24 protein-coding genes and 2 pseudogenes are annotated in these 22,279 nt (G+C 68.8%); 15 read left to right on the forward strand and 11 right to left on the reverse strand.

The window, feature by feature from the left end:
* Positions 1-29 precede the first annotated feature (29 nt).
* The gene (locus Aut01nite_RS37325) at positions 30-950 is read right to left on the reverse strand and encodes a helix-turn-helix transcriptional regulator (protein ID WP_043526830.1); all 921 of its coding nucleotides are present in this window, start codon (positions 948-950) and stop codon (positions 30-32) included.
* Between the two features lie 96 nt (positions 951-1,046).
* Here Aut01nite_RS37325 and Aut01nite_RS37330 point away from each other — a divergent pair, with 96 nt between their 5' ends.
* The 13 genes and pseudogenes from Aut01nite_RS37330 (at position 1,047) to Aut01nite_RS37390 (ending at position 13,553) form a co-directional block, all read left to right on the forward strand.
* Positions 1,047-1,442 (forward strand): RidA family protein, encoded by a 396-nt coding sequence (locus Aut01nite_RS37330; RefSeq protein WP_043526828.1) that lies wholly within the window; start codon positions 1,047-1,049, stop codon positions 1,440-1,442.
* A gap of 200 nt (positions 1,443-1,642) precedes the next feature.
* Positions 1,643-2,047, forward strand: a complete 405-nt coding sequence (locus tag Aut01nite_RS37335) for a hypothetical protein (RefSeq protein WP_043526826.1) — start codon at positions 1,643-1,645, stop codon at positions 2,045-2,047.
* Between the two features lie 443 nt (positions 2,048-2,490).
* Positions 2,491-2,829: a Tn3 family transposase gene (locus Aut01nite_RS44010; protein ID WP_425551451.1), complete on the forward strand. Its 339-nt coding sequence runs from the start codon at positions 2,491-2,493 to the stop codon at positions 2,827-2,829.
* A 279-nt stretch (positions 2,830-3,108) separates the two neighbouring features.
* The gene (locus tag Aut01nite_RS37345; RefSeq protein WP_043526820.1) at positions 3,109-3,378 is read left to right on the forward strand and encodes a metal-sensitive transcriptional regulator; all 270 of its coding nucleotides are present in this window, start codon (positions 3,109-3,111) and stop codon (positions 3,376-3,378) included.
* A gap of 111 nt (positions 3,379-3,489) precedes the next feature.
* The gene (locus Aut01nite_RS37350; RefSeq protein ID WP_152628797.1) at positions 3,490-3,822 is read left to right on the forward strand and encodes a rhodanese-like domain-containing protein; all 333 of its coding nucleotides are present in this window, start codon (positions 3,490-3,492) and stop codon (positions 3,820-3,822) included.
* A gap of 6 nt (positions 3,823-3,828) precedes the next feature.
* On the forward strand, positions 3,829-5,223 hold the full coding sequence (locus Aut01nite_RS37355) for an MBL fold metallo-hydrolase (RefSeq protein ID WP_043526819.1): 1,395 nt from the start codon (positions 3,829-3,831) through the stop codon (positions 5,221-5,223).
* 25 nt (positions 5,224-5,248) lie between these two features.
* The gene (locus Aut01nite_RS37360) at positions 5,249-5,830 is read left to right on the forward strand and encodes a rhodanese-like domain-containing protein (protein WP_083999247.1); all 582 of its coding nucleotides are present in this window, start codon (positions 5,249-5,251) and stop codon (positions 5,828-5,830) included.
* Between the two features lie 76 nt (positions 5,831-5,906).
* On the forward strand, positions 5,907-6,683 hold the full coding sequence (locus Aut01nite_RS37365) for a sulfite exporter TauE/SafE family protein (RefSeq protein WP_043526815.1): 777 nt from the start codon (positions 5,907-5,909) through the stop codon (positions 6,681-6,683).
* Positions 6,684-6,818: 135 nt separating this feature from the next.
* Positions 6,819-7,190, forward strand: a complete 372-nt coding sequence (locus Aut01nite_RS37370; RefSeq protein WP_236642786.1) for a rhodanese-like domain-containing protein — start codon at positions 6,819-6,821, stop codon at positions 7,188-7,190.
* Between the two features lie 42 nt (positions 7,191-7,232).
* A pseudogene (locus tag Aut01nite_RS37375) lies at positions 7,233-7,769 on the forward strand (MBL fold metallo-hydrolase); the annotation flags it as partial.
* 83 nt (positions 7,770-7,852) lie between these two features.
* A complete protein-coding gene (locus tag Aut01nite_RS37380; RefSeq protein ID WP_236642782.1) occupies positions 7,853-10,489 on the forward strand; it encodes a Tn3 family transposase in 2,637 nt (878 codons plus the stop codon).
* The gene (locus Aut01nite_RS37385) at positions 10,378-11,451 is read left to right on the forward strand and encodes a tyrosine-type recombinase/integrase (protein ID WP_239124636.1); all 1,074 of its coding nucleotides are present in this window, start codon (positions 10,378-10,380) and stop codon (positions 11,449-11,451) included. Before Aut01nite_RS37380 ends, Aut01nite_RS37385 begins: the two co-directional genes overlap by 112 nt.
* An 11-nt stretch (positions 11,452-11,462) precedes the next feature.
* Positions 11,463-13,553 (forward strand): tyrosine-type recombinase/integrase, encoded by a 2,091-nt coding sequence (locus tag Aut01nite_RS37390; protein ID WP_239124634.1) that lies wholly within the window; start codon positions 11,463-11,465, stop codon positions 13,551-13,553.
* 201 nt (positions 13,554-13,754) lie between these two features.
* Here Aut01nite_RS37390 and Aut01nite_RS37395 read toward each other — a convergent pair whose 3' ends face one another.
* The 10 genes from Aut01nite_RS37395 to Aut01nite_RS37440 form a co-directional block, all read right to left on the reverse strand.
* Complete coding sequence (locus Aut01nite_RS37395; RefSeq protein WP_043526810.1) at positions 13,755-14,198, reverse strand: hypothetical protein; 444 nt, start codon at positions 14,196-14,198, stop codon at positions 13,755-13,757.
* 409 nt (positions 14,199-14,607) lie between these two features.
* Positions 14,608-15,147 carry a hypothetical protein gene (locus Aut01nite_RS37400; RefSeq protein WP_043526808.1) on the reverse strand — a complete coding sequence of 180 codons (540 nt, stop codon included), beginning with the start codon at positions 15,145-15,147 and terminating at the stop codon, positions 14,608-14,610.
* A gap of 140 nt (positions 15,148-15,287) precedes the next feature.
* Positions 15,288-15,779 carry a hypothetical protein gene (locus Aut01nite_RS37405; RefSeq protein ID WP_043526806.1) on the reverse strand — a complete coding sequence of 164 codons (492 nt, stop codon included), beginning with the start codon at positions 15,777-15,779 and terminating at the stop codon, positions 15,288-15,290.
* Between the two features lie 198 nt (positions 15,780-15,977).
* Positions 15,978-16,316: a hypothetical protein gene (locus Aut01nite_RS37410; RefSeq protein WP_201775540.1), complete on the reverse strand. Its 339-nt coding sequence runs from the start codon at positions 16,314-16,316 to the stop codon at positions 15,978-15,980.
* Between the two features lie 318 nt (positions 16,317-16,634).
* Complete coding sequence (locus Aut01nite_RS37415; protein WP_083999235.1) at positions 16,635-16,970, reverse strand: helix-turn-helix domain-containing protein; 336 nt, start codon at positions 16,968-16,970, stop codon at positions 16,635-16,637.
* Positions 16,880-17,476, reverse strand: a complete 597-nt coding sequence (locus tag Aut01nite_RS37420) for a DUF2975 domain-containing protein (RefSeq protein ID WP_043526803.1) — start codon at positions 17,474-17,476, stop codon at positions 16,880-16,882. Before Aut01nite_RS37420 ends, Aut01nite_RS37415 begins: the two co-directional genes overlap by 91 nt.
* 213 nt (positions 17,477-17,689) lie before the next feature.
* Positions 17,690-18,532 (reverse strand): IS5 family transposase, encoded by an 843-nt coding sequence (locus Aut01nite_RS37425; protein ID WP_043526801.1) that lies wholly within the window; start codon positions 18,530-18,532, stop codon positions 17,690-17,692.
* A 108-nt stretch (positions 18,533-18,640) separates the two neighbouring features.
* Complete coding sequence (locus tag Aut01nite_RS37430) at positions 18,641-19,048, reverse strand: hypothetical protein (RefSeq protein WP_052163918.1); 408 nt, start codon at positions 19,046-19,048, stop codon at positions 18,641-18,643.
* A 2-nt stretch (positions 19,049-19,050) separates the two neighbouring features.
* Complete coding sequence (locus tag Aut01nite_RS37435) at positions 19,051-20,070, reverse strand: DUF6192 family protein (protein ID WP_043526799.1); 1,020 nt, start codon at positions 20,068-20,070, stop codon at positions 19,051-19,053.
* A 589-nt stretch (positions 20,071-20,659) separates the two neighbouring features.
* On the reverse strand, positions 20,660-21,013 hold the full coding sequence (locus Aut01nite_RS37440; protein ID WP_236642778.1) for a hypothetical protein: 354 nt from the start codon (positions 21,011-21,013) through the stop codon (positions 20,660-20,662).
* Between the two features lie 220 nt (positions 21,014-21,233).
* Here Aut01nite_RS37440 and Aut01nite_RS37445 point away from each other — a divergent pair, with 220 nt between their 5' ends.
* Positions 21,234-21,932, forward strand: coding sequence for a Tn3 family transposase (locus tag Aut01nite_RS37445; protein ID WP_043526798.1), 699 nt, complete (start codon positions 21,234-21,236; stop codon positions 21,930-21,932).
* Positions 21,933-22,005: 73 nt separating this feature from the next.
* Positions 22,006-22,144, forward strand: a pseudogene (locus tag Aut01nite_RS44995) (DUF4158 domain-containing protein); the annotation flags it as partial.
* Positions 22,145-22,279: the final 135 nt, after the last annotated feature.

Genomic DNA, 22,279 nt, shown 5'->3' on the forward strand with positions numbered 1-22,279 from the left:
ATGGCGGTGGTGGCGGACGCGTCGCTAGCTCACCGGTAGCGGTCCGCCAGTGCCGCCGCCTTGTCCCGTAGCCGGTGGCGCAGCGTCTGCGGGGCGAGGGCCTCGGCGGCGAGGCCGAGTCGCCACAGCGCCCATTCGGCGTGCCACAGGTCCTGGAACGTCACCTCCACTTCGTCGTCGTCCTCGCGGCGGACGGCGACGGCCATGTCGAGGAGGTCGTCGCGGCGGGCCGGATCGATACGGACCAGCACGGTGAGGTGGCCGTCGGCCAGGAACCGGGCGCTGCGTTCGCGCCAGGCGCGGTCCAGGTCGACGTGGTCCGGGCGTTGCGCCGGCTGCGGCAGTTCCTGGGCGGCCAGGACGCGGGACAGCCGGTAGGTGCGGTCGGCGCCGTCGCGCAGCGCCAGCAGGTAGCCGCGGCCGCGGACGGTGACCAGGCCGACCGGGTCGACCGTGCGCCATCGGGCCGGCTGGCCGGTGGCGGCGTAGTGCAGCCGCAGCCGCCGGCCGGCCAGCACCGCCCGCCGGACCGGGGCCATCACCGGGGTGGGCACGTCGTCGTCGGTGGTGCGCCGCGACAGCAGGTCGGTCTGCGGGTCGACGAGGACCCGGCGGGCGGTCGCCCGGTGGCTCTCCGGCAGCGCGTCGGCGACCTTGCGGCGGGCCGACGCCAGCGCCGCCCCCAGGCCCAGCCCGGCGCCGGTGGCCAGCAGGGCCAGGGCCTCGTTGTGGGTGAGGCCGGTCAGTTCGGTGCGGAAGCCGGGCAGCAACCCGAACCCGCCGTGCCGGCCGCGTTCGGCGTACACCGGGACGCCGGCCGCGGACAGGGCCTCGATGTCGCGCAGCACGGTGCGCGTCGACACCTCCAGTTCGGCGGCGAGCGCGTCGGCGGTCATCCGGCCGCGCTGGCGCAGCAGCAACACCAGGGACACCAGCCGGTCGGCGCGCATGCCGCGAACTCTAACCGGAAAACATGACAGCAGATGTCGTGATCAGCGGCCAGGCTGACCGGCATCACCACTCGGAATGGAGCGCACGTGGCAACGATGCAACGCACGGCCGTCAACCCGTGGCCGTGGTCGGCCGCCCTCGGTTTCCACCAGGGCGAGCTCGTCACCGGGCAGACCCGCACCCTGTACTGCTCGGGGCAGACCGCGATGACCGGCGACGGGAAGCCCGAGCATGAGGGGGACATCGCCGCCCAGCTGGCGCTGGCGCTGGACAACGTCGAAGCGGTCCTCGCCGAGGCCGAGATGAGCCTGGCCGACGTGGTCCGGCTGACCGTGTACACCACCGACGTCGACGCCCTGTTCCCGCACTACGGGATCCTCGCCGGCCGGCTCGCGGCCGCCGGGGTCGCGCCGGCCACCACGATGCTCGGTGTGACCCGGCTGGCCATCGCGGGTCAACTGGTCGAACTGGAGGCCACCGCCGTGGCATAAAACCTTGCGGGGTACGCCGAACGCCCGGCCCGAATCCGTCTCTTCGGTTCGGGCCGGGCCCGGAAACAACATTCGTCGGCTGCTGTCCGGCCCTATTTCCGGGCGTGCGGTAATCCGGGAGTGTGGTGGCCCTTCAAATCGGTGGGAAAATGCGTGGATAGTCGATTCGTCGCTAACCGGCGAATCGATCAGGGGAGACCATGCGCAATCTGAAACGGGCCGTCGTCACCGTGCTCACCGTCGTGTCCCTCACCACCTCCGGGACGCCCGCCTACGCCGCCGACACGACGACCACCCGCACCTGCGGTGGATGGACCTGCAGCGTCTACTACTCCCGGGCGGCCACCGCCGACATCGACAACTATCTGCAAGGGCACGACGTCCAGCAGGTCGAAGTGATGAAGAAGACGTTCTGCAAACGGTTCGGCCGGGTCGGATCGATGTCGTGCAAGGCGCTGAAATTCGGCGACTGGAATGTTCGACGCATCATTCACCACGCCGCCACCACCAACGGCTGCGTCCGATTCCGGACACCGCGGGGCGCCGCCTATCTGCCCGGCCCCGTCTATTCCGACCACAGCCGGATCTGCCGCTCCATGGGCTGACCCCGGCCGTCGTGGCAGTGGCCGCCCGCCGCGGCCCGGTTCGGTCCCGCCGCCGAACCGGGCCCTCGTCGCGGCAGGGTTCCGGCCGTGACGCAACCTCGCCGTTGCCTGGCGCCCGCTGTGCCGCGGCCGGTGAAACGGGGCTGCGGGCCGCCGTAGGATTCCGGGCATGAGTCATTTCGCCGCGTGGCGTACCCGCCCCTGAGGGTCGGCTCGCCGCCGTACCCCCGGTCGCGAGCGGACCGTCTGACATTCGCATCGCCGGATCTCAGAACTCAGCTCGAAAGGCACACCGTCATGCGCGTCCGCCCGTTCCGCGAGGACGACCTCGCCCGGCTCACCGCCCTGACCATCGAATCGCGGAGGTCCTGCCGCCGGTGGACGCGGACCCTGAGGGGGTTCGACTACCGGCCGCAGCTGGCCGACCTGCCTGATGCCAAGCTGTGGCGCGTCAGATCAAGGGCATGCGCAATCTCAACGAGGGCCGCCACGACCTGGCCCGGCACGTGTTCCACGGCCGCCGCGGCGAACTGCACCGCGCCTACCACGACGGCATGGAGGACCAGCTCGGCGCGCTCGGCCTGGTCCTGAACTGCATCACGTTGTGGAACACCGTCTACCTGGACCTCGCCCTGGCCGGACTGCGCGGGCAGGGCTATCCGGTGCTTGGACGCCGACCTCGCCCGGCTCTCGCCGTACGTGCGCCACCACATCCGAGTCCACGGCCATTACACGTTCGCCCTGCCCGACCTCGGCGGGCGCACCTACCGGACGCTGCGTGATCCCGACGCGGCGGACGAGCAGTAGCCGGCCCGGTAGCCGGCCCACCGGCTGCCGTGGGCCTTGGCGAGCCGGGATGGCGCCTGCCCCATCCTGTCGCTCCGTCTCCTGGTGCGCATACCTCCGGGCGGTCGGCCAGCGCGGGCCGGATCGCCCGGAAGCCTGGCGGGGCTGGCCTGTGCGGCGCAGATCACCGTAGACGCGGCGCATACCCCTGGGGGTATATTGGGCTGGCAATACCGGGTACCCCCTGGGGTATGTTCACGATGGAGGTGGTACCCATGGAGATGAGTCCGGTCCTGCTCAAGGACGCACTGACCCGGCTGAAGCGGGCGCAGGGACAGCTCGGCGCGGTGATCGCGATGATCGAGAACGGTGAGGACTGCAAGCGGGTGCTCACCCAGCTATCGGCCGTGTCCAGCGCCGTTGACCGGGCGGGCTTCAAGATCATCGCCACCGGGATGCGGGAATGCCAGACCGCCCGCCAGCGTGGCGAGGAGCCGCCGATGAGCGAGGAAGAACTCGAGAAGCTGTTCATGTCGCTGTCCTGAGCCGCAGGTCCCCCGCCTGGCGCATCAAGGGGTGGGGGCTTCAGCTCTTCGTCATGGTCACACCATGCCTCTCGCATACCCCCCAGGGTATACTCTGAATGGAGTGTTGCAGTGACGATAAGCGAGATCTCTGTCGATCGGTTGCGGCAGGACGGCGTCTCCGGCGTGCTGCTCGATGTGCGGAGCCCTGATGAGTACGCCGGCGGGCATCTGCCGGGGGCGGTGAACGTGCCGCTCGACGAGGTGGAGGCGGCCGCCGGCCGGTATGCCGGGCAGGACGTGGTGACGGTGTGCCACTCCGGTGCCCGCAGCCTTGCCGCCGCCCGACTGCTGTCCGCCGCGGGCGCCGGGTGCAGTCCCTGGCCGGCGGCACCGAAGCGTGGCGCCAGGCCGGACACCCGGTCGAGACCAGCCGCTGACCAGCGCAGACGAACGAGGGGATGACGTGTGATGACTGTTGTGAGCGTGGAGGTCGTGCAGACCTCGTCTCTGGGTGACCGCAGCTACCTGGCCCACGACGGGCAGGTCGCGATCGTGGTGGACCCGCAACGCGACATCGACCGGATCCTGGCCCTGGCCGGCCGGCTCGGCGTGCGGATCACCCACGTCGCCGAGACCCATTTGCACAACGACTACGTCTCCGGCGGCCTGGCCCTCGCCCGGCTGACCGGAGCCACGTACCTGGTCGCCGGCGCCGACGAGGTCGGCTTCGAACGGCGGCCGGTAGCCGACGGTGACGAGGTCAGCGTGTCGGCAGGGATGGGACTGCGGGTGGTGGCCACGCCCGGGCACACCTTCCACCACGTGTCGTACATCCTGGACGACACCGACGGGCCGGCCGGGGTGTTCACCGGCGGATCGTTACTGTTCGGCACCACCGGCCGCACCGACCTGCTCGGCAAGCAGCACGCCCACACCCTCGCCGAGCACCAGCACAGCTCGGTGCGGCGGCTGGCCGACCTACTGCCCGACGGCGCGCAGGTGTGGCCAACCCACGGCTTCGGCAGCTTCTGCTCCGCCACCCAGTCCGACGCGCCGGAGTCGACGATCGGCCGGGAACGCACCGCCAACCCGGCGCTGCGCCTGGAGACCGACGACTTCGTCGCCCAGACCCTGGCCGGGCTGGACGCCTACCCGGCGTACTACGCGCACATGGGCGCCCGCAACACCGCCGGCGCGGATTTGATCGACCTCACCCCGGTGGCCACCGCCGACCCGGCCGAACTCGCGACCCGGATCGCGGTCGGCGAGTGGGTGGTCGACCTGCGCTCCCGCAAGGCGTTCGCGCACCGGCACCTGACCGGCACCCTGAGTTTCGGCCTGGACGGGCCGATGGCCACCTGGCTCGGCTGGCTGGCCCTCTGGGGCGCACCGATCACCCTGCTCGGCGACAGCGAGCAGCAGGTCGCCGACGCCCAGCGCGAACTCGCCCGCATCGGCATCGACCGGCCCGCCGCCGCAGCCACCGGCAGCCCGGAGCAGTGGGCCGGCGGCGACGACACCCGCCTTACCGGGCTGACCACCGCCACGTTCGCTGACCTGGCCGCCGCCCGTGCCGGCACCGCGCCGCACGGTCTGCCCGCCGTCGACGTGCTGCTGGACGTGCGGATGAGCAACGAGTGGCGCACCGACCACATCGATGGCGCCGTGCACATCCCGCTGCCCGATCTGCCTGCGCGCCTGGGCGACGTGCCTGCCGGCACGGTCTGGGTGCACTGCGGCTCCGGCTACCGCGCCGCGGCCGCCACCAGCCTGCTACAGCGGGCCGGCCGCCGGGTGGTGCACATCGACGACGCCTACGCCGACGCTGCCGACGCCGGCCTGCCCATCGTTCCCGGAAACTGAAACAGGAGCACCGCACCCGATGGCCATGCCCACTGGCACCCCCGCCGCCCTCGACGTCCCCGCCCTGCAGCACCTGCTCACCACCGGCCACACGCCGCGGCTGATCGACGTGCGCACCCCGGCCGAGTTCGAGACCGCGCACATCCCCGGCTCCTACAACGTGCCGCTCGACCTGCTGCGTGAGCACCGCGACGAGCTGCGCAACCACCTCGACGAGCAGGTCGTGCTGGTCTGCCGCTCCGGGCAGCGCGCCGGCCAGGCCGAACAGGCCCTCGCGGGGGCGGGCCTGACGAACCTGCGGGTGCTCACCGGCGGCATCATCGCTTGGCAGGCCGCCCACGCACCGGTCACCACCGGCACACCGCGCTGGGACCTGGAACGGCAGGTCCGCCTGGTCGCCGGCAGCATCGTCCTGCTCGCCGTGCTGGCCAGCACCCTGTTCGAGCCGGTGAAGTGGGTGGCCGCGTTCATCGGCGCCGGCCTTGCCTTCGCGGCGCTGAGCAACACCTGCGCGATGGGCATGCTGCTGGCCAAGCTGCCCTACAACCGCGGCCCGCGCACCGACCTCGACCAGGTCGTCACCGCCCTGACCAGCGACCGGCGGTAGACGCCATGCCGTGTCACCGCAGCAAACGCCGCCGGGCGGCCTCGGCGGGCCAGCCGGACCGGGACCGGGGCCGGTCATGATCGCCGCTGTCGGGCTCGGCGCGCTCATCGGGATCCTGCTGGGCCTGCTGGGCGGCGGCGGCTCGATCCTCGCCGTCCCCGCTCTGGTCTACGGCGCCGGCCTGAGCCTGGCCGCGGCCGTGCCCACCTCGCTGCTGGTGGTCGGCATCTCGTCGGCCACCGCCCTGCTCCCGCGCCTGCGGGCCGGGCTGGGGCAGTGGCGCATCGCCGGGATTGTCGGCGGCACCGGCGCTGTGGCGGCGTTCGCCGGCGCCGCCGTCAACCGGCTGCTCGACCCGCGGCTGGTTTTGGCCGGCTTCGCCGTGCTCATGGTGGTCGCCGGGTGGCGGATGCTGGGCGACACCGACGACTCCGGCGGCGACTGCGCCCTACCCGGCGGCGGCATCAACTGGCGCGGCTGCCTACCCAAGTCCATCGCCGCCGGCCTCGGCGTCGGCTTCCTCACCGGCCTGTTCGGCGTCGGCGGCGGCTTCCTGATCATCCCGGCGCTGGTCCTGCTGCTCGGCCTGAGCATGCCCGCCGCCGTCGCCACCTCGCTGGTCATCATCGTGGTCAACTCGGCCGCCGGGTTCGCCGCGCACGCCGGCGACGCCGCCATCAACTACCGCATCGCTGCGGCGTTCACCCTCGCCGCGATCATCGGCTCCCTCGCCGCCGGCCGGATCGCCACCCGGCTGCCCACCCGGCGGCTGCAACGCGCCTTCGCCTGGCTCGTCATCGCCATCGCCGCGTTCGTCGCCGTCCAGGCGATCGTCAACCCCGTCACGGCCTGACCCGCGCGTTCCGGCGACGTCCCGGGATAGCGGCGCACACCACAACTGTCTTCCTCAGATACCCCCGGGGGTATCCGATGGGAAGGGTGCCAGGCCCGCACCTCCCACGTCACCCAAGTACCGAGGGGATATCCGATGGCAGTAGCCGCGCTGCTCACCATGCTGTTCCGCAAGCCGTACCGGTCCGTGGACGCGCAGCAGGCTGCCGCGCTGATAGCCGACGGTGCGGTACTGCTCGACGTGCGCGAACCCGCGGAGTGGCGCGCCGGGCACGCGCCGCGGGCCCGGCACATCCCGCTCGGGCAGCTCGCCTCCCGCCTCGGCGACGTGCCGGCCGACCGGTCCGTGATCACCGTCTGCCGGTCCGGGGCCCGCTCCCAGCAGGCCGCCGCCCTGCTCGCCCACGACGGCCGGCAGGTCCACAACCTCACCGGCGGCATGCACGCCTGGATTAGCGCCGGGATGCCGCTGCAGGCCAAGGGCGGCCGCCCCGGCCGGCTCGCCTGACCCACTTCCGAGACCCCACCCCACCGACCACCGGAGTTGACCATGCTGTTCACGCAGTACTACCTCGACTGCCTGTCACAGGCGTCGTACCTGATCGCCGACGAGACCACCGGCCAGGCCGTTCTCGTCGACCCCCGCCGCGACATCGGCGAATACCTCACCGACGCCCGCACCCACGGCCTGAACATCGTCGGGGTCATCAACACCCACTTCCACGCCGACTTCCTCGCCGGCCACCTCGAAGTCGCCGCAGCCACCGGCGCCTGGATCGGCTACGGCCAGCGCGCCGACACCGAATACGAGATCCGCAAACTCGCCGACGGCGAACGCATCAGCCTCGGCGACGTCACCCTGCAGATCATGGAAACCCCCGGCCACACCCCGGAGTCGATCAGCGTGCTCGTCTACGAACACGCCAACGACACCGTGCCGCACGGCGTGCTGACCGGCGACGCGCTGTTCATCGGCGACGTCGGCCGCCCCGACCTACTCGCCTCCACCGGAGTCACCGCCGACGAACTCGGCCGCATGCTCCACGACAGCGTCCAGCACAAACTCATGGCCCTGCCCGACGAAGTAGGCGCTCGGGGACTAACTTTCGGGAAAGTCCCGATAAGCCAAGATCAGCGATAACCATCGATAGTGGCGATCGTTGATGTGGCGTGAGAAGTTTTCTGACTCCCGCCGAAGAGGCGGTCTACGGCCGATTCACCGGCCCGCCTGAGCAGGCGGTCCTTGAGCGGTTCTTCTTCCTGGACGACGCGGACCGGGACCTCGTCGCATCCAAGCGTGGCGATCACAACCGGTTGGGTTTCAGCCTTCAGCTGGTGGCGGTTCGCCATCTCGGCCGGTTCCTGGAGGATCCGCTCGACGTGCCGGCCGTGGTGGTCGACTACGTGGCCTCGCAGATCAAGGTGGCCGACCCGTCGTGCGTGAAGACGTATCTGGAACGCAAGTCGACCCGGTTCGAGCATCAGGCGGAGATCTGCGACGGGTACGGCTACCGGCCGTATGCGTCGGTGAAGGAGTCGCTGCTGGCGTGGGTGGGCGATCAGGCGTGGGCGACCGGTGACGGGCCGAAGGCGCTTTTCTACTCGGCGGTGGCCCGGTTGCGGGCCGAGCGGGTGCTGCTGCCCGGAGTGACGACGCTACGCGATGACGTGGCCAGCGCCCGGAAGACGGCCGAGACCAGGATGTACGCGGCCCTGTCCGGGACGGTCACCGCGGAGCAGGCCGGTGACCTGGAGCAGATCCTGCGGGTGCCGGAGGGCCAGCGCCGGTCGCAGCTGGACTTGTGGCGGCGCGGGCCAACCAACCCGACCGGGCGGGGCCTGGTGAAATCGCTGGACCGGGTGGCGCAGATCGCGGGGCTGCACATGGGTGCCGTGGATGTGGCCGGCACCGGGGTGCCGGTCCGCCGGCTGATCGAGCTGGCCCGGATGGGGTTCGAGGCGAAGGCGCCGAAGCTCGCGGCGCTGACGTATCACCGCAAGATCGCGACCCTGTTGGCGACGGTGCGGTGGCTGGAGGTCACCGCGACCGATGACGCCCTGGAGCTGTTCGACGTGTTCATGTCCGCCGAACTGATCGGCCGGGCGGGACGCAGCTCGGACAAGGAGAAGCTGAAACGCTCGCACGGGCAGGCCCGGCACGCCGGGGTGCTGTCGGCGGCGGTGCAGGTGCTGTTCGAGGCGGAGACCTGGGGCGACGCGGTGCCCATCGCCGTGGTGTGGGACGCGATCGAGTCCGCGGTGGGGTCGCGGGCGAAGCTGCGCACGGCGATGGAGGCGGTGCAGGAGTTCCTGCCGCCCACCGACGCCTCCCCGGACGGGGAGTGGCGGGCGCAGGTGGTGGAGCGGTTCACCACGGTGCGCGGGTTCGTGCGGCTGCTGTGCCAGGTGATCAGTTTCGGGGCGACCGCGGAGGCGGTGCGGGTGGTCAACGCGATGCGGGAGCTGCCGAAACTGATCGACGCCAAGGAGTCCGTCCGGGTGCCGAAAGGCTGGCTGGACGCCCGGAAGGTCGACATCGCTCTGGTGCCGCGGGGCTGGTGGAACCAGCTGGTGTTCCCGAAGGACCGGCCCGAGGGGTGCGTGGACCGCAACGCCTACGTGTTCTGCGTGCTGGAGCTGTTCCACACCGGGCTCAAACGCCGCGACATCTTCGTCCGGACCTCCGACCGGTTCGCCGACCCGCGGGCGCGGCTGCTGGCCGACGACGCCTGGGATGCGGTGAAGGGCCCGGTGCTGTCGACGCTGCTGCTGCCGGAGGAGCCCGCCGAACTGTTGGAAACCCACGCCACGGAGCTGGACGAGGCGTGGCGGGCCACCGCAGCCGGGCTGGACGGCAACGCCAGCCTGAGCGTGGACGCCGACGGACGGCTGCACCTGGGCAAGGACGCCGCTCTGGAGGACCCGCCGAGCCTGGTCGATCTGCGCAACCGCCTCGACGCAATGATCCCGCGGGTGGATCTCTCCGAGCAGATCCTGGAGGTGATGAGCTGGCACCCGGACTTCCCGGCGGCGTTCACGTCGGTGACCGGTGGCCGGGCGAGGCTGGCGGACCTGCACGTGTCGGTGGCGGCGCTGCTGACGGCGCACTCGCTCAACGTCGGTATGTCCCCGGTGACCGACAACGAGATCCCTGCGCTGACCCGGGGCCGGCTGGCCCACGTCGACCAGCACTATCTGCGCCCGGACACCTACGCGGCGGCCAACGCGGTGCTCATCGACGCGCAGGCCGGCATCGGACTGGCGCAGGCGTGGGGTGGTGGGCTGGTCGCCGCGGTCGACGGGGTCCGGTTCGTGGTGCCGGTGCGCAGCATCGACGCCCGGCCGAACCCGAAGTACTTCGCCCGTAAGAAGGGCGTGACCTGGCTCAACATGATCTCCGATCAGCGGATCGGGCTGGCCAGCCGGGTCATCTCCGGTACGCCGAAAGACACGTTGCACTTCGTGGACCTGGTGTTCAACCCCGACAGCGACCGCCGCCCGGAAGTGCTGATCACCGACCAGGGGTCGTATGTAGTTACCTGGACACCTCATGCCCCGTTGCTGCATGCGGGCGGCCTCCGGTGCCGTCCACTGGGGCGGTGTTGGAGGTGGTCGTGCGGGTCAGTCAGCGCCGTGGCGAGAACGGCACACACCACGTCGAACTGCTCGACGAGGACGGCGAACCGATCGAGGTGGTGGCGGGGTTCCTGCGGTTCCTCGCGGCCCGGGACTGCTCGCCGAACACCCTGGTTTCCTACGCCTACGACCTTCGCCACCTGTGGCGGTTCTTCGCCCGTCGCGGTCTGACCTGGCAGGAGTTCGCTCCCCGCGATGCGATCCCGCTGCTGGAGTACCTGCGGTCGGTGCCGTCGAGCCGTCCCAGGCAGCGGATGACGCTGACCGTCGTGACCACCGACGCCGGTACGCCGGCGACGAAGCTGGCCGCGACGACGGTCAACCGGATCCTGGCGGCTGTATCGTCGTTCTACGAGTACCTGATCCTCGCCGGCCGCCTGGACACGGCGAATCCGATCGAGAAGCGTCCGGACCCGGCGCTGGCACGGGTGTCCGAACGGCACCAGCCGTTTATGGGCAGGGCCAGCCGGCAACGGCCGGTGCGCCGGGCAGTGCGCGTCAAGACCGTCCAGCGCGTCCCGCGGCCGCTCGACGAGGACCAGGTGACGAAGCTGCTCGGCGTGCTGCGCTGTCTGCGGGATCGCGCGATCGTGTTGCTGATGCTGCAGGGCGGTCTGCGTCCGGGCGAGGTGCTGGGGCTGCGATTGGAGGACGTCGCCTACGGCCGGCGGCGGGTGGTCGTGCGGCACCGCGACGACCATCCGAAGGGCGCCCGGTCGAAATCGCGTTACGAGCGCGTCGTGGATCTGCATGAGCCCGAAGCGCTGGCCACGCTGAGCGCGTACGTGATGAGCGAACGCCCCGCCGACGGCGACAGCCCGCTGATCTTTCTCGTCGGTGGCGGCGGCCGACGCCGCCAGGAGCCGCTCGGATACGACGGGCTCGTGCGGATGTTCTCCCGTGCCTGCACCCGGGCCGACATCCGCACGCCCTGGGTCACACCCCACGCGCTGCGTCATACCCACGCCACCAGGATGTGGGAGGGCGGCATGCGCGAACTGGCCCTGCAGAAGCGCCTTGGTCATGCCTCGGCGGAGTCCACCCGGATCTACACCCGGGTGTCCGACCCTGCCGTGGTCGCCGAGTACAACCGCGCCCTCGGCGCCCGGGCCGACGACGGGGACGTCGGGTGAGGGCCCGGCATGTGTCCGCCGCTGCGCTGGCCGTCTCCGTCCCGCAACCCGTCTGGCGCCAGCATGCCCGGCACTGCCCGGAGGTCGAGTACGTCACGTGGGTGCGAGGTCAAGATATTCATCCGGCCTACCGCAACGCCAAGCTTCGCTGGTATCGACGCTTCGTGGCCGCGTGGCCGACGATGACCGGCTGGTTCGCGGCCCCGTTGGTGGAACGGGTCGGGCGGCTGCCGGGCGAGCCGCCCGACAGCCCGTCATTCCCGGTGTCGTTCTACGCGCGCCCCTACCTGCTGTTCCTTGCACTGCGTGGCTACATCTCACTGGACTACCCCTGGATGTTCGGCGCCCTGAAGCTACGTATCAGCGACATGGCGGACTGGATGGGAATCGACCTGGGCACGGCGACGCTGATCGACGAGGCCGTCGCGCTGGGCTACAACCGGCACTCGCTGTCGCAGGCGATGAACTGGACCGTCGGCCGAATCGCCCTGCACACCGGCGTGCGGCACGTCGATGAACTGCGCGAGGAGCACATCCAGCAGGTGCTGGAGGCGGTGCGGCTGTTCAGCGAACGCGACGACCTGGGCTACTTCTACCCCTCCGTCGAGCAGTATCGGGCCAACGCCTCCAAGCAGTGGATCACGCACCTGCACCAGCTGCAGGTGGTGCTGTTCCACCGCGGCCAGGTGCCCACCGAGCCACGCAAGCACATGCCGTCTTGGAAGCCGCCGATGGTCATGCCGGCGAAGATGCTGGCCGCCGCGCAGAAGTGGCTGGCCGCCCGCAGGCTGACCGACGCCCCTTCAACCGTGGACAAGTTGGAGCTCGCGGTGCGCGGCTTCGGCGACTGGCTCGGCGGCAACCAGCCGGAGATCATCACGTTCGCCGACGTCACCCGCGACCACGTCCTGGCCTGGATCCAGCACATCACCGAGACCCCAGCCACCAGCACCGGCAAGCCGCTGGGCGTCAACTCGAGAATCCAACGCATTTCCGGGCTGTCGCAGTTCTTCCGCGACACCGCCGCCTGGCAGTACGACGACGTCCCCGGCTACACCCTCATCGGCCCCGGCGACGCCCCCAAGAACACCCAACGGGTGCCACGCTTCATCCCCGAGCACGAACTCGACCGGCTGATGCCGGTCATCACCGCGATCGCCTGCCCGTTCCAGCGGGCCGCGCTGCTAGTCGCGCGCTGGTCCGGCGCCCGCCGCGATGAGATCCGCCGGCTGCCGACCGACTGCCTGGACCACTACCCCGACGGCACGGCCCGGCTGCGGTTACCAGGCCGCAAGACCTACAAGGAACGCACCGTCCCGCTGCACGAGGACGCCGCCGCCGCACTGCAGACCATCATTGACCTGCGCAAAGACGCTTCCGATCGGCCCTTCACCGACGACCGCACCGGCGAAGCGGTCCGCTACCTGTTCATGCGGCACGGCAAGCTCATGTCGGGCTTCTACCTGTTCGAAACCTCGATCGACGACGCCTGCCAGGCCGCCGGCCTGACCCGTCCGGGCGGCAAGAAGGGCGGCACAGGCGTACGCGGCACCGTCTCCGCGCACCGGTTCCGGCACACCGTCGGCACCCAGCTCGCCGAACGCGGCGCCAAGCTCCACACGATCATGAAGGTGCTCGGCCACTCCTCGGTGAGCATGGCGCTGGTCTACGCCCAGATCAGCGACCAGGAGGTACTCCGCGACTACAAGACCGTCCTGGCGCCCGGCGCCGTCATCGCCGGTCCGGCCGCCATGGACATCAAGTCCGGCGTGCTGGCGGACGAGGCCGTCGACTGGCTCAAGAGCAACTTCCTGAAGACCGAACTCGAGCTCGGCCACTGCCTCCGTCTACCCGCCGAAGGCCCATGCGAGTGCGACCTCTACCTGACCTGCGCCAAGTTCGTCACCACCGCTGACTACGCCCCGCGGCTACGGGCTCGACGTGAGGTGGAGCAAACCCTCGCCCTCGACGCCGCTGACCGCGGCTGGGCACGGGAAGTCGAACGGCACCGCTGCACCGCGGACCGCATCGGAAGGCTGCTCACCGATCTCGGCGAAACGCTCGACGAGCCCACCCCGGCCACCTCGGCTGATGCCGACTGAGCCTGCCGTGACTCTGGCGGCAACCCTGCGTCGCAGCCGACCAGCCCGCTGCTTCACCAAGGCTAATCACCGAGAGTGCCCGCGGGTGGGTCTCAACCCGGGTAGAGACCCACCGAGCGCGCTTTATCAGCGGCATGAGAGTGCCCTCATCAGGGTTTGCGGCCCGCCCAACTCAGGTGGCTTGGCAAAGTCAGAACTTGGCTATCCCGAGGTGCTCAGGTCGCCGACGACAAGCATCAATTGCAGGGGAAGCTCCTTGTCGTATTGAGCCGCCTCGGCGACGATCCCGCGTGAGCCCGCTCGCCACAACTCGATTTCGAAGAACCAGTCCGTCATGTACTGGAACAGCGGTCCCCCTGGATCATCGAGTGAGCCCTCTCCGTCGAAGAAGTACTGCCGTATGTCGAGTCTTTGAGGTGTCCCGTATCGGGCGGATATCATGCGCGCCAGTTCAGCGCGGTCGTTTACAAAACTTTCCCTAGCCTGCTGAAACTCAAGCTCCCCAGTTCCACTGTCGTCGTAGAACTGGTTAGGGAACGACTGGCTTTCACGAAGGTTGACGTGATGGGGCTGCGGGCGGCCTCGCTCGTCTACCGCGAATGGTTTGACGAGAAGGTCGTCAAGCGTCGTCATCCAGATCTCCATGGCAGCGACCGTATCGCCTCGTTCAGAGCTGGGTATCCAATCATCGGCTCGGTTGCCTGTTGATATTGGTTACACCCCGGAGGTCATGAGGCGGCGAGGATGTAGTTGAGGGGACGGTCAAGGGCCTTGCGGGCGCGGTCGTAGCGGATGTTGTGCGCGGGCCATCGCAGCCCGTCCGAGTGGGGCCACCGCAGCCCGTCAGAATCAGGCTCTGATGCCCAGATCCCTCCGCCGATGTGGCGCGCGGTGGGCGCCTAGAATTCGGATGCCAGACGACAGTTCGCTGTCGTGAGGTCTCCTCGGGCGATGACCGCTGCCCGGCACCCTGCGATGCGAGGAGGCTCCCCCTCCGCAACCCGCGCCTTATCGGCGGCACGAGAGTGCGTCACCGCAGCCGCGCGTGCCCAGGCTAAAAACACACGTAGCAGTAGAGCCGATCGTTGTTGACGACGGCTCGTTGCGCCAATTCTGTGAGAGCTACTAAGAACATCGTCAGGCTGTCCGTCGCAGCTGCGCTGAACTCTGCGTTCGCCCACTGCCGTGCCGCTTGGGACTGCGCCGCCGGTTCCAGCGAGGCCAAGGCGTCGCGTAGCGTGTCCGTGACCGACAACACCATGCATCCGTCGATGTCTTCCTCGGCAGGTGCGATCAGCGACGCCTGCCGAGGATCGGCATTCACCTCGTCATATGAGCGGCTGCTGAGAATCTCTTCCAGCCGCGCCAGGCGAGTTGGGTCGACACCTTTGCTCTGCACGACGAGGGTCCCCGATTGTGCGATCTCTACCCGGGGCCGTGCCGCCTCGTTCGGCAATAGCTGGTACAGCGCCTTGCCGGCCGCGACATCCTCGGCCGTGAGATCGAGTAAGCGCGGCTGCCCGTCGACGTATTCGACGGCAGTCGCCGCCACGCTGTCAGAGGCAGCGGCAAAGTAGTCGGTCAGAACAGACACCGGAGCATCATGGCACGTAGGCAATCATGCGCTCACCGGCAGTTCAACACGTGGGCCGCCGCCGCGCACCGACCACCCAGCGTGATAAGGACGCCGCTGGGCGGCGTACGCGATCGGCGGCAGATGAGGCTAATCCTTAGCTAGGAAGCTTCCTTGGTCAACGCCTCGTGGAGTGATCCGAAGAGATTTCGGCTGAAGGAACTCTCCTCGTCAGGAGTGACGATGGTGACCAGCGATAGGCCGGCAGTGATCAGACTCGCCTTGTAAGGGTTGAAGCCGAAGCCCTTGCGCTCGTAGGGCTCCTGGTTGATTTGGATCGCGACCGCAGGCTGCGGGGCCGGCTCGTACAGCAAAGCAAAGGGGCCTTCTCCGCCCTCCATGAGCGAGTAGCCGACCTCGTCCCAACGTTGCTCCATCACCGCGTCACGGGCGACGTACAACTCTGCGGCGGCAGATGGCACCTCACGACGCATTTGGCCCCACTGCAGAAACGGTCCTACCCTGCCCGATTCCCTGTCTCCTAACGCCACCAGCATGTCGGGCCACCTGCTATGCAAAACGTCCAGCATCGCTTTCATGGCGGCACCAACCGGTGTCCTCGCGATGACGACACGGTCGTACCCGGTGATCATCTGCTTCCTCCAGCGGCGAACCGAACGGTGTGCCGGTCATTCAAGAATGGTGTCCAAGCAAGCCATGATCGCAGCAGTGCCAGCAGGAGCACATCCTCAATTCGGCAGTTCAGCACGTTGGCGTCAGCCCTCTGGCCGACCACGGAGCGCTACGGTCCATCGTTGATCGGTGTGCGCTACCGACGGCATGAGCGACGGTCAGACGCAGTCCCAGCAGAACCGACCCTCCCGCTGATCCTGGCTGAGGAACGCGTACCCGGTTCCCCCGCCGAAGTTGAGTGCGAAGGCGTCCTCACCACAGCCCTCGGCACCGTCTATCTGGAAGAAGAACCGCCAGGAGGCATCGACTCCGGGAGGTGTCCAGGGCTGCCAGAACAAGGGCTCGCCGCCGACGTAGCTGCGGCACTCCGCATCCGGGAGATCGGTGTCTTCGCCTATCGGCATACCGTTCAACGCCGCGTCGCGGTGGACGACCAGCCGTTCGAATGCCGCAACTGCCGCCTTGTCCGGCGTGATCAGGTCGAGACGTAACTCCACCGGCTGCCGTTCGAACCAGTCTGCGCCTCGCCGCCACAGCGTCGGACCCGTGCGCCGGATCTCGCCACTCAGAGCCTGTTCCTGATCCTCTTTCCGCAGCTCAGAGCGCTGATCGATTGATGTTGGACCAGAGGACGTTCGTTCTAGCGTCACCGTGATGCGGACACGAACGCGAGTCTGGCTGTCCCGTCCGGCGCGAGTTGGCACGGTTCGGGTTGAGGTGGCACCGAACTGGCACCGCCCGCTGAAGGTGGCACCCGAGGTGCCACCAGGGCCTCTATGAGTTTGGCCAGGGTGGAAGATCGAGTTCTGTGAGCGTTACGTCGGCGCTTGGACCTGCGATGGCCGGCGGACGGTGAACAGATCGCCGGGTTGGCACTGCAGCGCGTCGCACAGTGCCGTGAGAGTACTGAAACGCACGGCCCTAACGCGTCCGTTCTTGAGTGCGGAAAGGTTGGCGAGGGTGATGCCGACACGGTCGGCAAGTTCGGTCAGTGTGAGGCCACGGGCAGTGAGGAGCTTGTCGATGTGGACCTCTACGCGATGCTCGCCCTCCGGTGGCATCAGACCACTCCGTCGAGTTCCGCACGAAGCGATTGGCCCCGGCGCACGATCTCGCCGATCGCGAACATGCCGAAGCCCCAAAGCAGCCATGTTCCAGGGATCGCGAAGTCCAGCAGCGCATAGGTCTCAATGGGCCTGAGCGTGAGACTGAGCGCGAACCCGCCGACGGACTCAAGCACCCACACCGTCGGACCGCCGATGACAGATAGCAGGCCGAGTGCACGAAATCGGCTGACGATGTTCCCGGTGAACGGGTCGCCATGCCGTGCCCGACCGACCAGTCGCCAGAGCAGGAACAGCACGAGGAGCAACAGCAGGAGATTCGGGAGCGTCGTCAGTAGCTCCCAACCTCGCTGCGCGCCGGTCGGCTGCTCCACTTGCAGGCGGAGCTCAGAGTTGATGCTGACTCCCGGTGGCACGTTGAGCAGCGCATCGGAACGTAGGAAGCCCTTGCTGCTCACCTCCACGTCGAAAGGCCTGCCCAAGAGGATCCTGGCCGTGGTCACAGCCCCCGCGATGCCGGTCAACGCTAGCCCGATCGCGAGCAGCCCGTGAAGCTCATCCAGCCAGTCGGGTCGACGCAAGGACGTTCGCATGATGACAACACCCTTCGGATTATCGATAGTCGATACATCGACTATCGATAACACTTGGCGGTTTGTCAAGGCATGGACGTCGTAGCCGGGTGTCCGGCGTCTTCGGCACCCTCAACTACGGAGCCCGCCCACTCGGCGCGGTCCTCGGCGGCCTCCTCGGAAGCTCTCTGGGCCCACGCCCCACCCTGCTGCCCCTCTCGGACGGCAGGTTGATCAGCGCGCCCGTCGCGGGGTAGGGCGTTTGCGGGTAAGGCGTCGGGTCATGACCAGAACGAAGGCCCAAAGGATGTGCGCGGCGGAGTAGTCGGCGCGGCGTTCGTAGTCGCGGGCGTTGCGCCGGCGCTGGGTGATCCAGGAAAGTGACCGCTCGACCCGCCAGCGTCTCGGGTGGACCTTGAATCCGACCTGGTCGGGTAGGGGCCTGACGGTCTTGACGGTGATCCTGAGTTCGTCCTCGGCCCATTCGATGAGGTTGCCGCCGTAGGCGCTGTCGCCCCAGATCATCGCCAGTTGCGGGTTGTCCTGGCGGCAGTCGACGAGCAGAACCTGGGCGGCGTCGCCGTCGCGGATGTCGGCCGGGGTGACCAGCACCGCGATCGGCAGGCCGAACATGTCGACCAGGACGTGACGCTTCCGGCCGTTGATCTTTTTCCCGGCGTCATAGCCGCGGCTGGCTTTGCCGACGGTCTCGGCGGCCTTCACCGACTGAGAGTCGATGATGCCGGTGACCGGCCGCGGGCAGCGACCGGCGGACAGCCGGATCATGCGGGCGAGCTCGTTGCAGATATGCAGCACGGTGCCGTCCTCGGCCCACCGCGCGAAGTGCTTGTAGACGCTGGACCAGGGCGGATACTCCGATGGCATGGCTCTCCATTTGATCCCGTTGTCGACCACGTAGAAGATCGCGTTGATGACGTCGCGCCGGTCGTTGGTCTCGGGCCGGCCGCCGCTGGGCCGGGTGCAGGCCGGTGCCGGGAGCAGCGGTTCGATCAGCTGCCATTGCGCGTCGGTCAGGTCGGTGGGGTAGCCGGCGCGCCGCCGTGGCGGGTTGCCCATGCTGGCGGGTCCTCCTCCGGCGGGGTAGTGGCATTCGCCGGCGGAGAACCCTGCTCCTTGCGCTGCGCCTGGCCCGTATGTCGTTGTGGTCGTGGGCCGGGCGCGAGGTCAGCCGGCTGCCAGCAGCGCGAGCTGGCTCTGGTAGCCGCTGAGCACGGTGATCACGTTGGTGATGTAGGGATCGTCGGGGTGCAGTGCCTGGTGCGGCAGCAGGACGCCGGTAGCGAACCGGGCGAACCTGTGGCTCTCGGTGCGGAAGAACTGCCGCTCGAACGCGAGGATCCGGGCGATGTCCTTGGAGTACTGGTGGCCGTCGCGGCGGGTGTAGAGCTTGACCAGCCCTCGGCCGAGAGCGTGCTCGGTCATCACCCGGGTCAGCCCGGCACGGACCTGCGCCGGGGACAGCTCGGTGGCGACCACGAGCTGGGGTAGCAACAGCCCGGCCGGGTAGACCTCGATCAGGGCGGCGTCGACCAGGCCCCCGGTCACATGACCGGGCAGCGGCGGGCGGCCCACGACTACTCGCCCCGCAAAAGGCGGGCCAGACTGTCGTCGAGGTCGACGCGGCCGGTGTCGATCGCTGTTTCCATCCAGTCGAGCGCGGCCCGTGCCCGGCCGATACCGCGGCGCACCGTGTCGACCTCTTCGGGCGTGTACTCGTGCCCGCGCATCGCCGGCACGACCCTGCTCGCGGTAGCCACGATCTGGTGCAGCAACCCGACCAGGTCCAGGTACTCCATCGAGTGCGTGACGCGTTGCAGCGGGATGCTCGACTGCCGGACCTGCTCACTCTGCTCGCGTGCCCGGTCCGACTGGGCGGTGTTGACCGCCCGGCGGGCTGCCGTGTCGTCCATCGCCTTCGCGGCGACCTGGGGCTGGCGCAGCAAAGTGGCCGTCACCTCCGCGGCCACCTCGGCATCGCGGCCCAGGTCGTGGATGACCACGTGCCGGGTCTGCTCGTCGGCCAGGGCCGCGGCGGTCACCTGCGGACGGGTCAGCAGCTGCGCGGTGACCGCCGCGGCGACCTCGTCGTCGCGGGCCAGCCCGATGATCGCGTTGACCTTCTCCGCCGGCGTGTGCGGCGCGGAGATCGATCCCCAGCCCACGATCCGCTTGGCCGCGTCGGCGGTCCACCGGTGTTCCCCGGTTCGCTCGTTGCAGGGGATGTCGGTGATCGTCTTCCAGCGCTGCTGGTCATCGGTGATGTGGGCGAGGGTGCGGTGCACGGTGAACGAGGCGAGCTCGAGCTGGCGGTGCTCGTCGGGCCAGCGGGAGGCGACCCAGCGCCAGACCTCCACCGACCGCGGGGTGACCCCGATGTCGTCGGCGAACCAGGCGAGGGACTCGGCCACTCCCATGGCCTCGTCCGGCAGTTCCGGGTGCGGGCCGCCGTGCGGGCCCATGGGCTCAATCCGTAAGGCGAGATCTCCCATACGGAACTGACAGTGCGCGTTCTGTTTGACCAGCTCGCGGGCTTCGCCGACGATCTGCTGGTACTCCTGGTTGGTCACCTTGCCGACATACGCGGGCATCTCCATTGCCATCACCACCCGACGCTGCGGGGCGCGGCGTAAGCCGTCGCGGACAACCCCGGCAACCTCACTACCAGCGTGTATTTGCAGGCACCTTGGTCACAGTCCCCCGACAGCGTTCGCCCGTTGCGTCACCGGTCCCCACATCGGGGGACAGCACCGACAACGGTCACCCTGTCGCCCTTCGTGCCCGCCAGGCCCGGGTACGGCACTTGTTCGAGCAGTAGATCATCCCCGGCCGGCTGGACAGCCCGACCACCCAGCTCGTGCCGCACACCGGGCACGCACGACGCGGCGCTGCCGCATTCACCACCAGCGCCGCCCGGGCACGCGTACGCCGCAGCTGCCGCCACTGCCGGGCCCGGCACGCATCCGAGCAGAACACCCGAGCCCTGCTCGCGTCCTTCGGCAGCACGCCGTCACAACCGCTACACCGCCGCGGCCCCGGCTCGGGCTTGCGCCCCGAGCCCTTCGCCACCGGAAGTAGACGCCCGCCACTCATTCCGCCAAGGGTAGAACCGCACACCGATCACCCCGTCAACACGACGAGCAGCCATTTCAGGCCAAAGATGCTGGTCAGGGCATGATCAGAGGTTCAGGAACAGGCTCTCACGAACGACGGCACATGCCCACCCGGCTGAATCAGCAACGCGTTCTCCCCTCCTTCCAGATCGAAGGTGCCGTCCTCGTCGCTGACGAACAGGTATGCCATCGCGATACCCGATCCGGGCAAGGGAAACTGCCCGATGAACGTCATCGGCTCCCCGGAACTCCGCGACACCGGCCAGAACGGCTCCTCGACCCAGGAGGGCTGCCCACCGAGTTTCGCCACCGGCCCGTCAATCGGAACCGCACTGGGCTGCCACGACATCTCGCGCCGAGGCGTCAGCCACCGATCGAACGGCCCAGCCGCCGCTGCTAACGGTTCGAAACGCTCCAACCACGCCACCGCTCACCTCTCAGGCCGATGAACTCCGGCGTCACCGTACGGCACCCGAGAAGGGCCTCGGGGGATCCGCGCAACGGCAAGATCCGTGCACTCCTCGGGCTCGCCGTCCATCTTTGCTGCCGTAATGAAGCGTGATCGAGAACGAGAGCGGAGCGGGGGGCGAGCGCTCCCGGTGGGACCCTCCTCGCGCCCTTGACTTGTCCACATAAACTCCGACATCGTGTTCGCCATCGTCACGCTGCTCGGGTTCGACTACCGTCCGGTGCTGGCCGACCTGCCGGACACGAAACTGTGGCGCATCAACCGGGGCGCCGACTACGCCTTGCTGAACAGGGCCGCCCGCGGGCAGATCGACCTGGAGAAGATCACCCGGCACTGGCCGGACATCCTGCGCGTGATCTGCTCGATCCACACCCGCACCGTGTCGGCACACGACGTGATCCGGATGCTGCAACGCGACGGCCGGCCCACCCAGCTCGGCGAGGCGTTCGGCATGTACGGGCGGATCTTCAAGACCCGGCACGTACTCACCCTCGTCGACGACCCCGCCTACCGCCGCGAGATGAAGGGAATGCGCAACCTCAACGAGGGCCGCCACGACCTCGCCCGGCACCTGTTCCACGGCCGCAAAGGCGAACTGCACCGCGCCTACCGCGACGGCCAGGAGAACCAGCTCGGCGCGCTCGGCCTCGTCCTGAACTGCGTGACGCTGTGGAACACCGCCTACCTGGACCGGGCTTTGACCGACCTGCGCGGACAGGGTTACCCGGTCCTCTATGACGATGTGGCCCGGCTGTCGGCGTACACACGACGGCACATCAACGTTCACGGCCACTATTCGTTCCGGCTGCCCGACCTGGGGGGCACCTGGCGCCCGCTGCGCGATCCCGACCAGAGCGATCCCGCCGAACAGGACTGACAGGGTGGGATCTCGGCGACGTTCGTCCTGAGCCGATCATCCTGACAACTCGTTCCCCTAAGTGCCCGTACTTGAGGATCTGGAACGGTTCTTCCTGCTGGACGACGTCGATCTGACGCTGGTCCGGGGGCCGGCGTGGGGCGGCCAACCGGTTGGGGTTCGCGCTGCAGTTGACCACGGTGCGGTTCCTGGGGACGTTCCTGGACGATCCGCTCGACGAGGTGGCCATCGAGCCGCTCGCGCTGGGGCCGGCAGGACGAGGGTTAAGCCTGGCTTGATCAACAGTTCCGGAGCCGAGTGCTGGAGCCCCGCGGGATTGGCCAGATTGGCTTCAGCGCTGACTGTTT

This window comes from Actinoplanes utahensis (assembly GCF_016862455.1).
GTDB lineage: Bacteria > Actinomycetota > Actinomycetes > Mycobacteriales > Micromonosporaceae > Actinoplanes > Actinoplanes utahensis.

What these genes read in the sequence shown, in the direction of transcription:
- Aut01nite_RS37325 (WP_043526830.1), bottom strand. Translation starts at nt 950, where the DNA reads ATGCGCGCCGACCGGCTGGTGTCCCTGGTGTTGCTGCTGCGCCAGCGC.
- Aut01nite_RS37330 (WP_043526828.1), top strand. Translation starts at nt 1,047, where the DNA reads ATGCAACGCACGGCCGTCAACCCGTGGCCGTGGTCGGCCGCCCTCGGT.
- Aut01nite_RS37335 (WP_043526826.1), top strand. Translation starts at nt 1,643, where the DNA reads ATGCGCAATCTGAAACGGGCCGTCGTCACCGTGCTCACCGTCGTGTCC.
- Aut01nite_RS37345 (WP_043526820.1), top strand. Translation starts at nt 3,109, where the DNA reads ATGGAGATGAGTCCGGTCCTGCTCAAGGACGCACTGACCCGGCTGAAG.
- Aut01nite_RS37355 (WP_043526819.1), top strand. Translation starts at nt 3,829, where the DNA reads ATGACTGTTGTGAGCGTGGAGGTCGTGCAGACCTCGTCTCTGGGTGAC.
- Aut01nite_RS37360 (WP_083999247.1), top strand. Translation starts at nt 5,249, where the DNA reads ATGCCCACTGGCACCCCCGCCGCCCTCGACGTCCCCGCCCTGCAGCAC.
- Aut01nite_RS37365 (WP_043526815.1), top strand. Translation starts at nt 5,907, where the DNA reads ATGATCGCCGCTGTCGGGCTCGGCGCGCTCATCGGGATCCTGCTGGGC.
- Aut01nite_RS37370 (WP_236642786.1), top strand. Translation starts at nt 6,819, where the DNA reads ATGGCAGTAGCCGCGCTGCTCACCATGCTGTTCCGCAAGCCGTACCGG.
- Aut01nite_RS37395 (WP_043526810.1), bottom strand. Translation starts at nt 14,198, where the DNA reads ATGGAGATCTGGATGACGACGCTTGACGACCTTCTCGTCAAACCATTC.
- Aut01nite_RS37405 (WP_043526806.1), bottom strand. Translation starts at nt 15,779, where the DNA reads ATGATCACCGGGTACGACCGTGTCGTCATCGCGAGGACACCGGTTGGT.
- Aut01nite_RS37415 (WP_083999235.1), bottom strand. Translation starts at nt 16,970, where the DNA reads ATGGCTGCTTTGGGGCTTCGGCATGTTCGCGATCGGCGAGATCGTGCG.
- Aut01nite_RS37420 (WP_043526803.1), bottom strand. Translation starts at nt 17,476, where the DNA reads ATGCGAACGTCCTTGCGTCGACCCGACTGGCTGGATGAGCTTCACGGG.
- Aut01nite_RS37425 (WP_043526801.1), bottom strand. Translation starts at nt 18,532, where the DNA reads ATGGGCAACCCGCCACGGCGGCGCGCCGGCTACCCCACCGACCTGACC.
- Aut01nite_RS37435 (WP_043526799.1), bottom strand. Translation starts at nt 20,070, where the DNA reads ATGGAGATGCCCGCGTATGTCGGCAAGGTGACCAACCAGGAGTACCAG.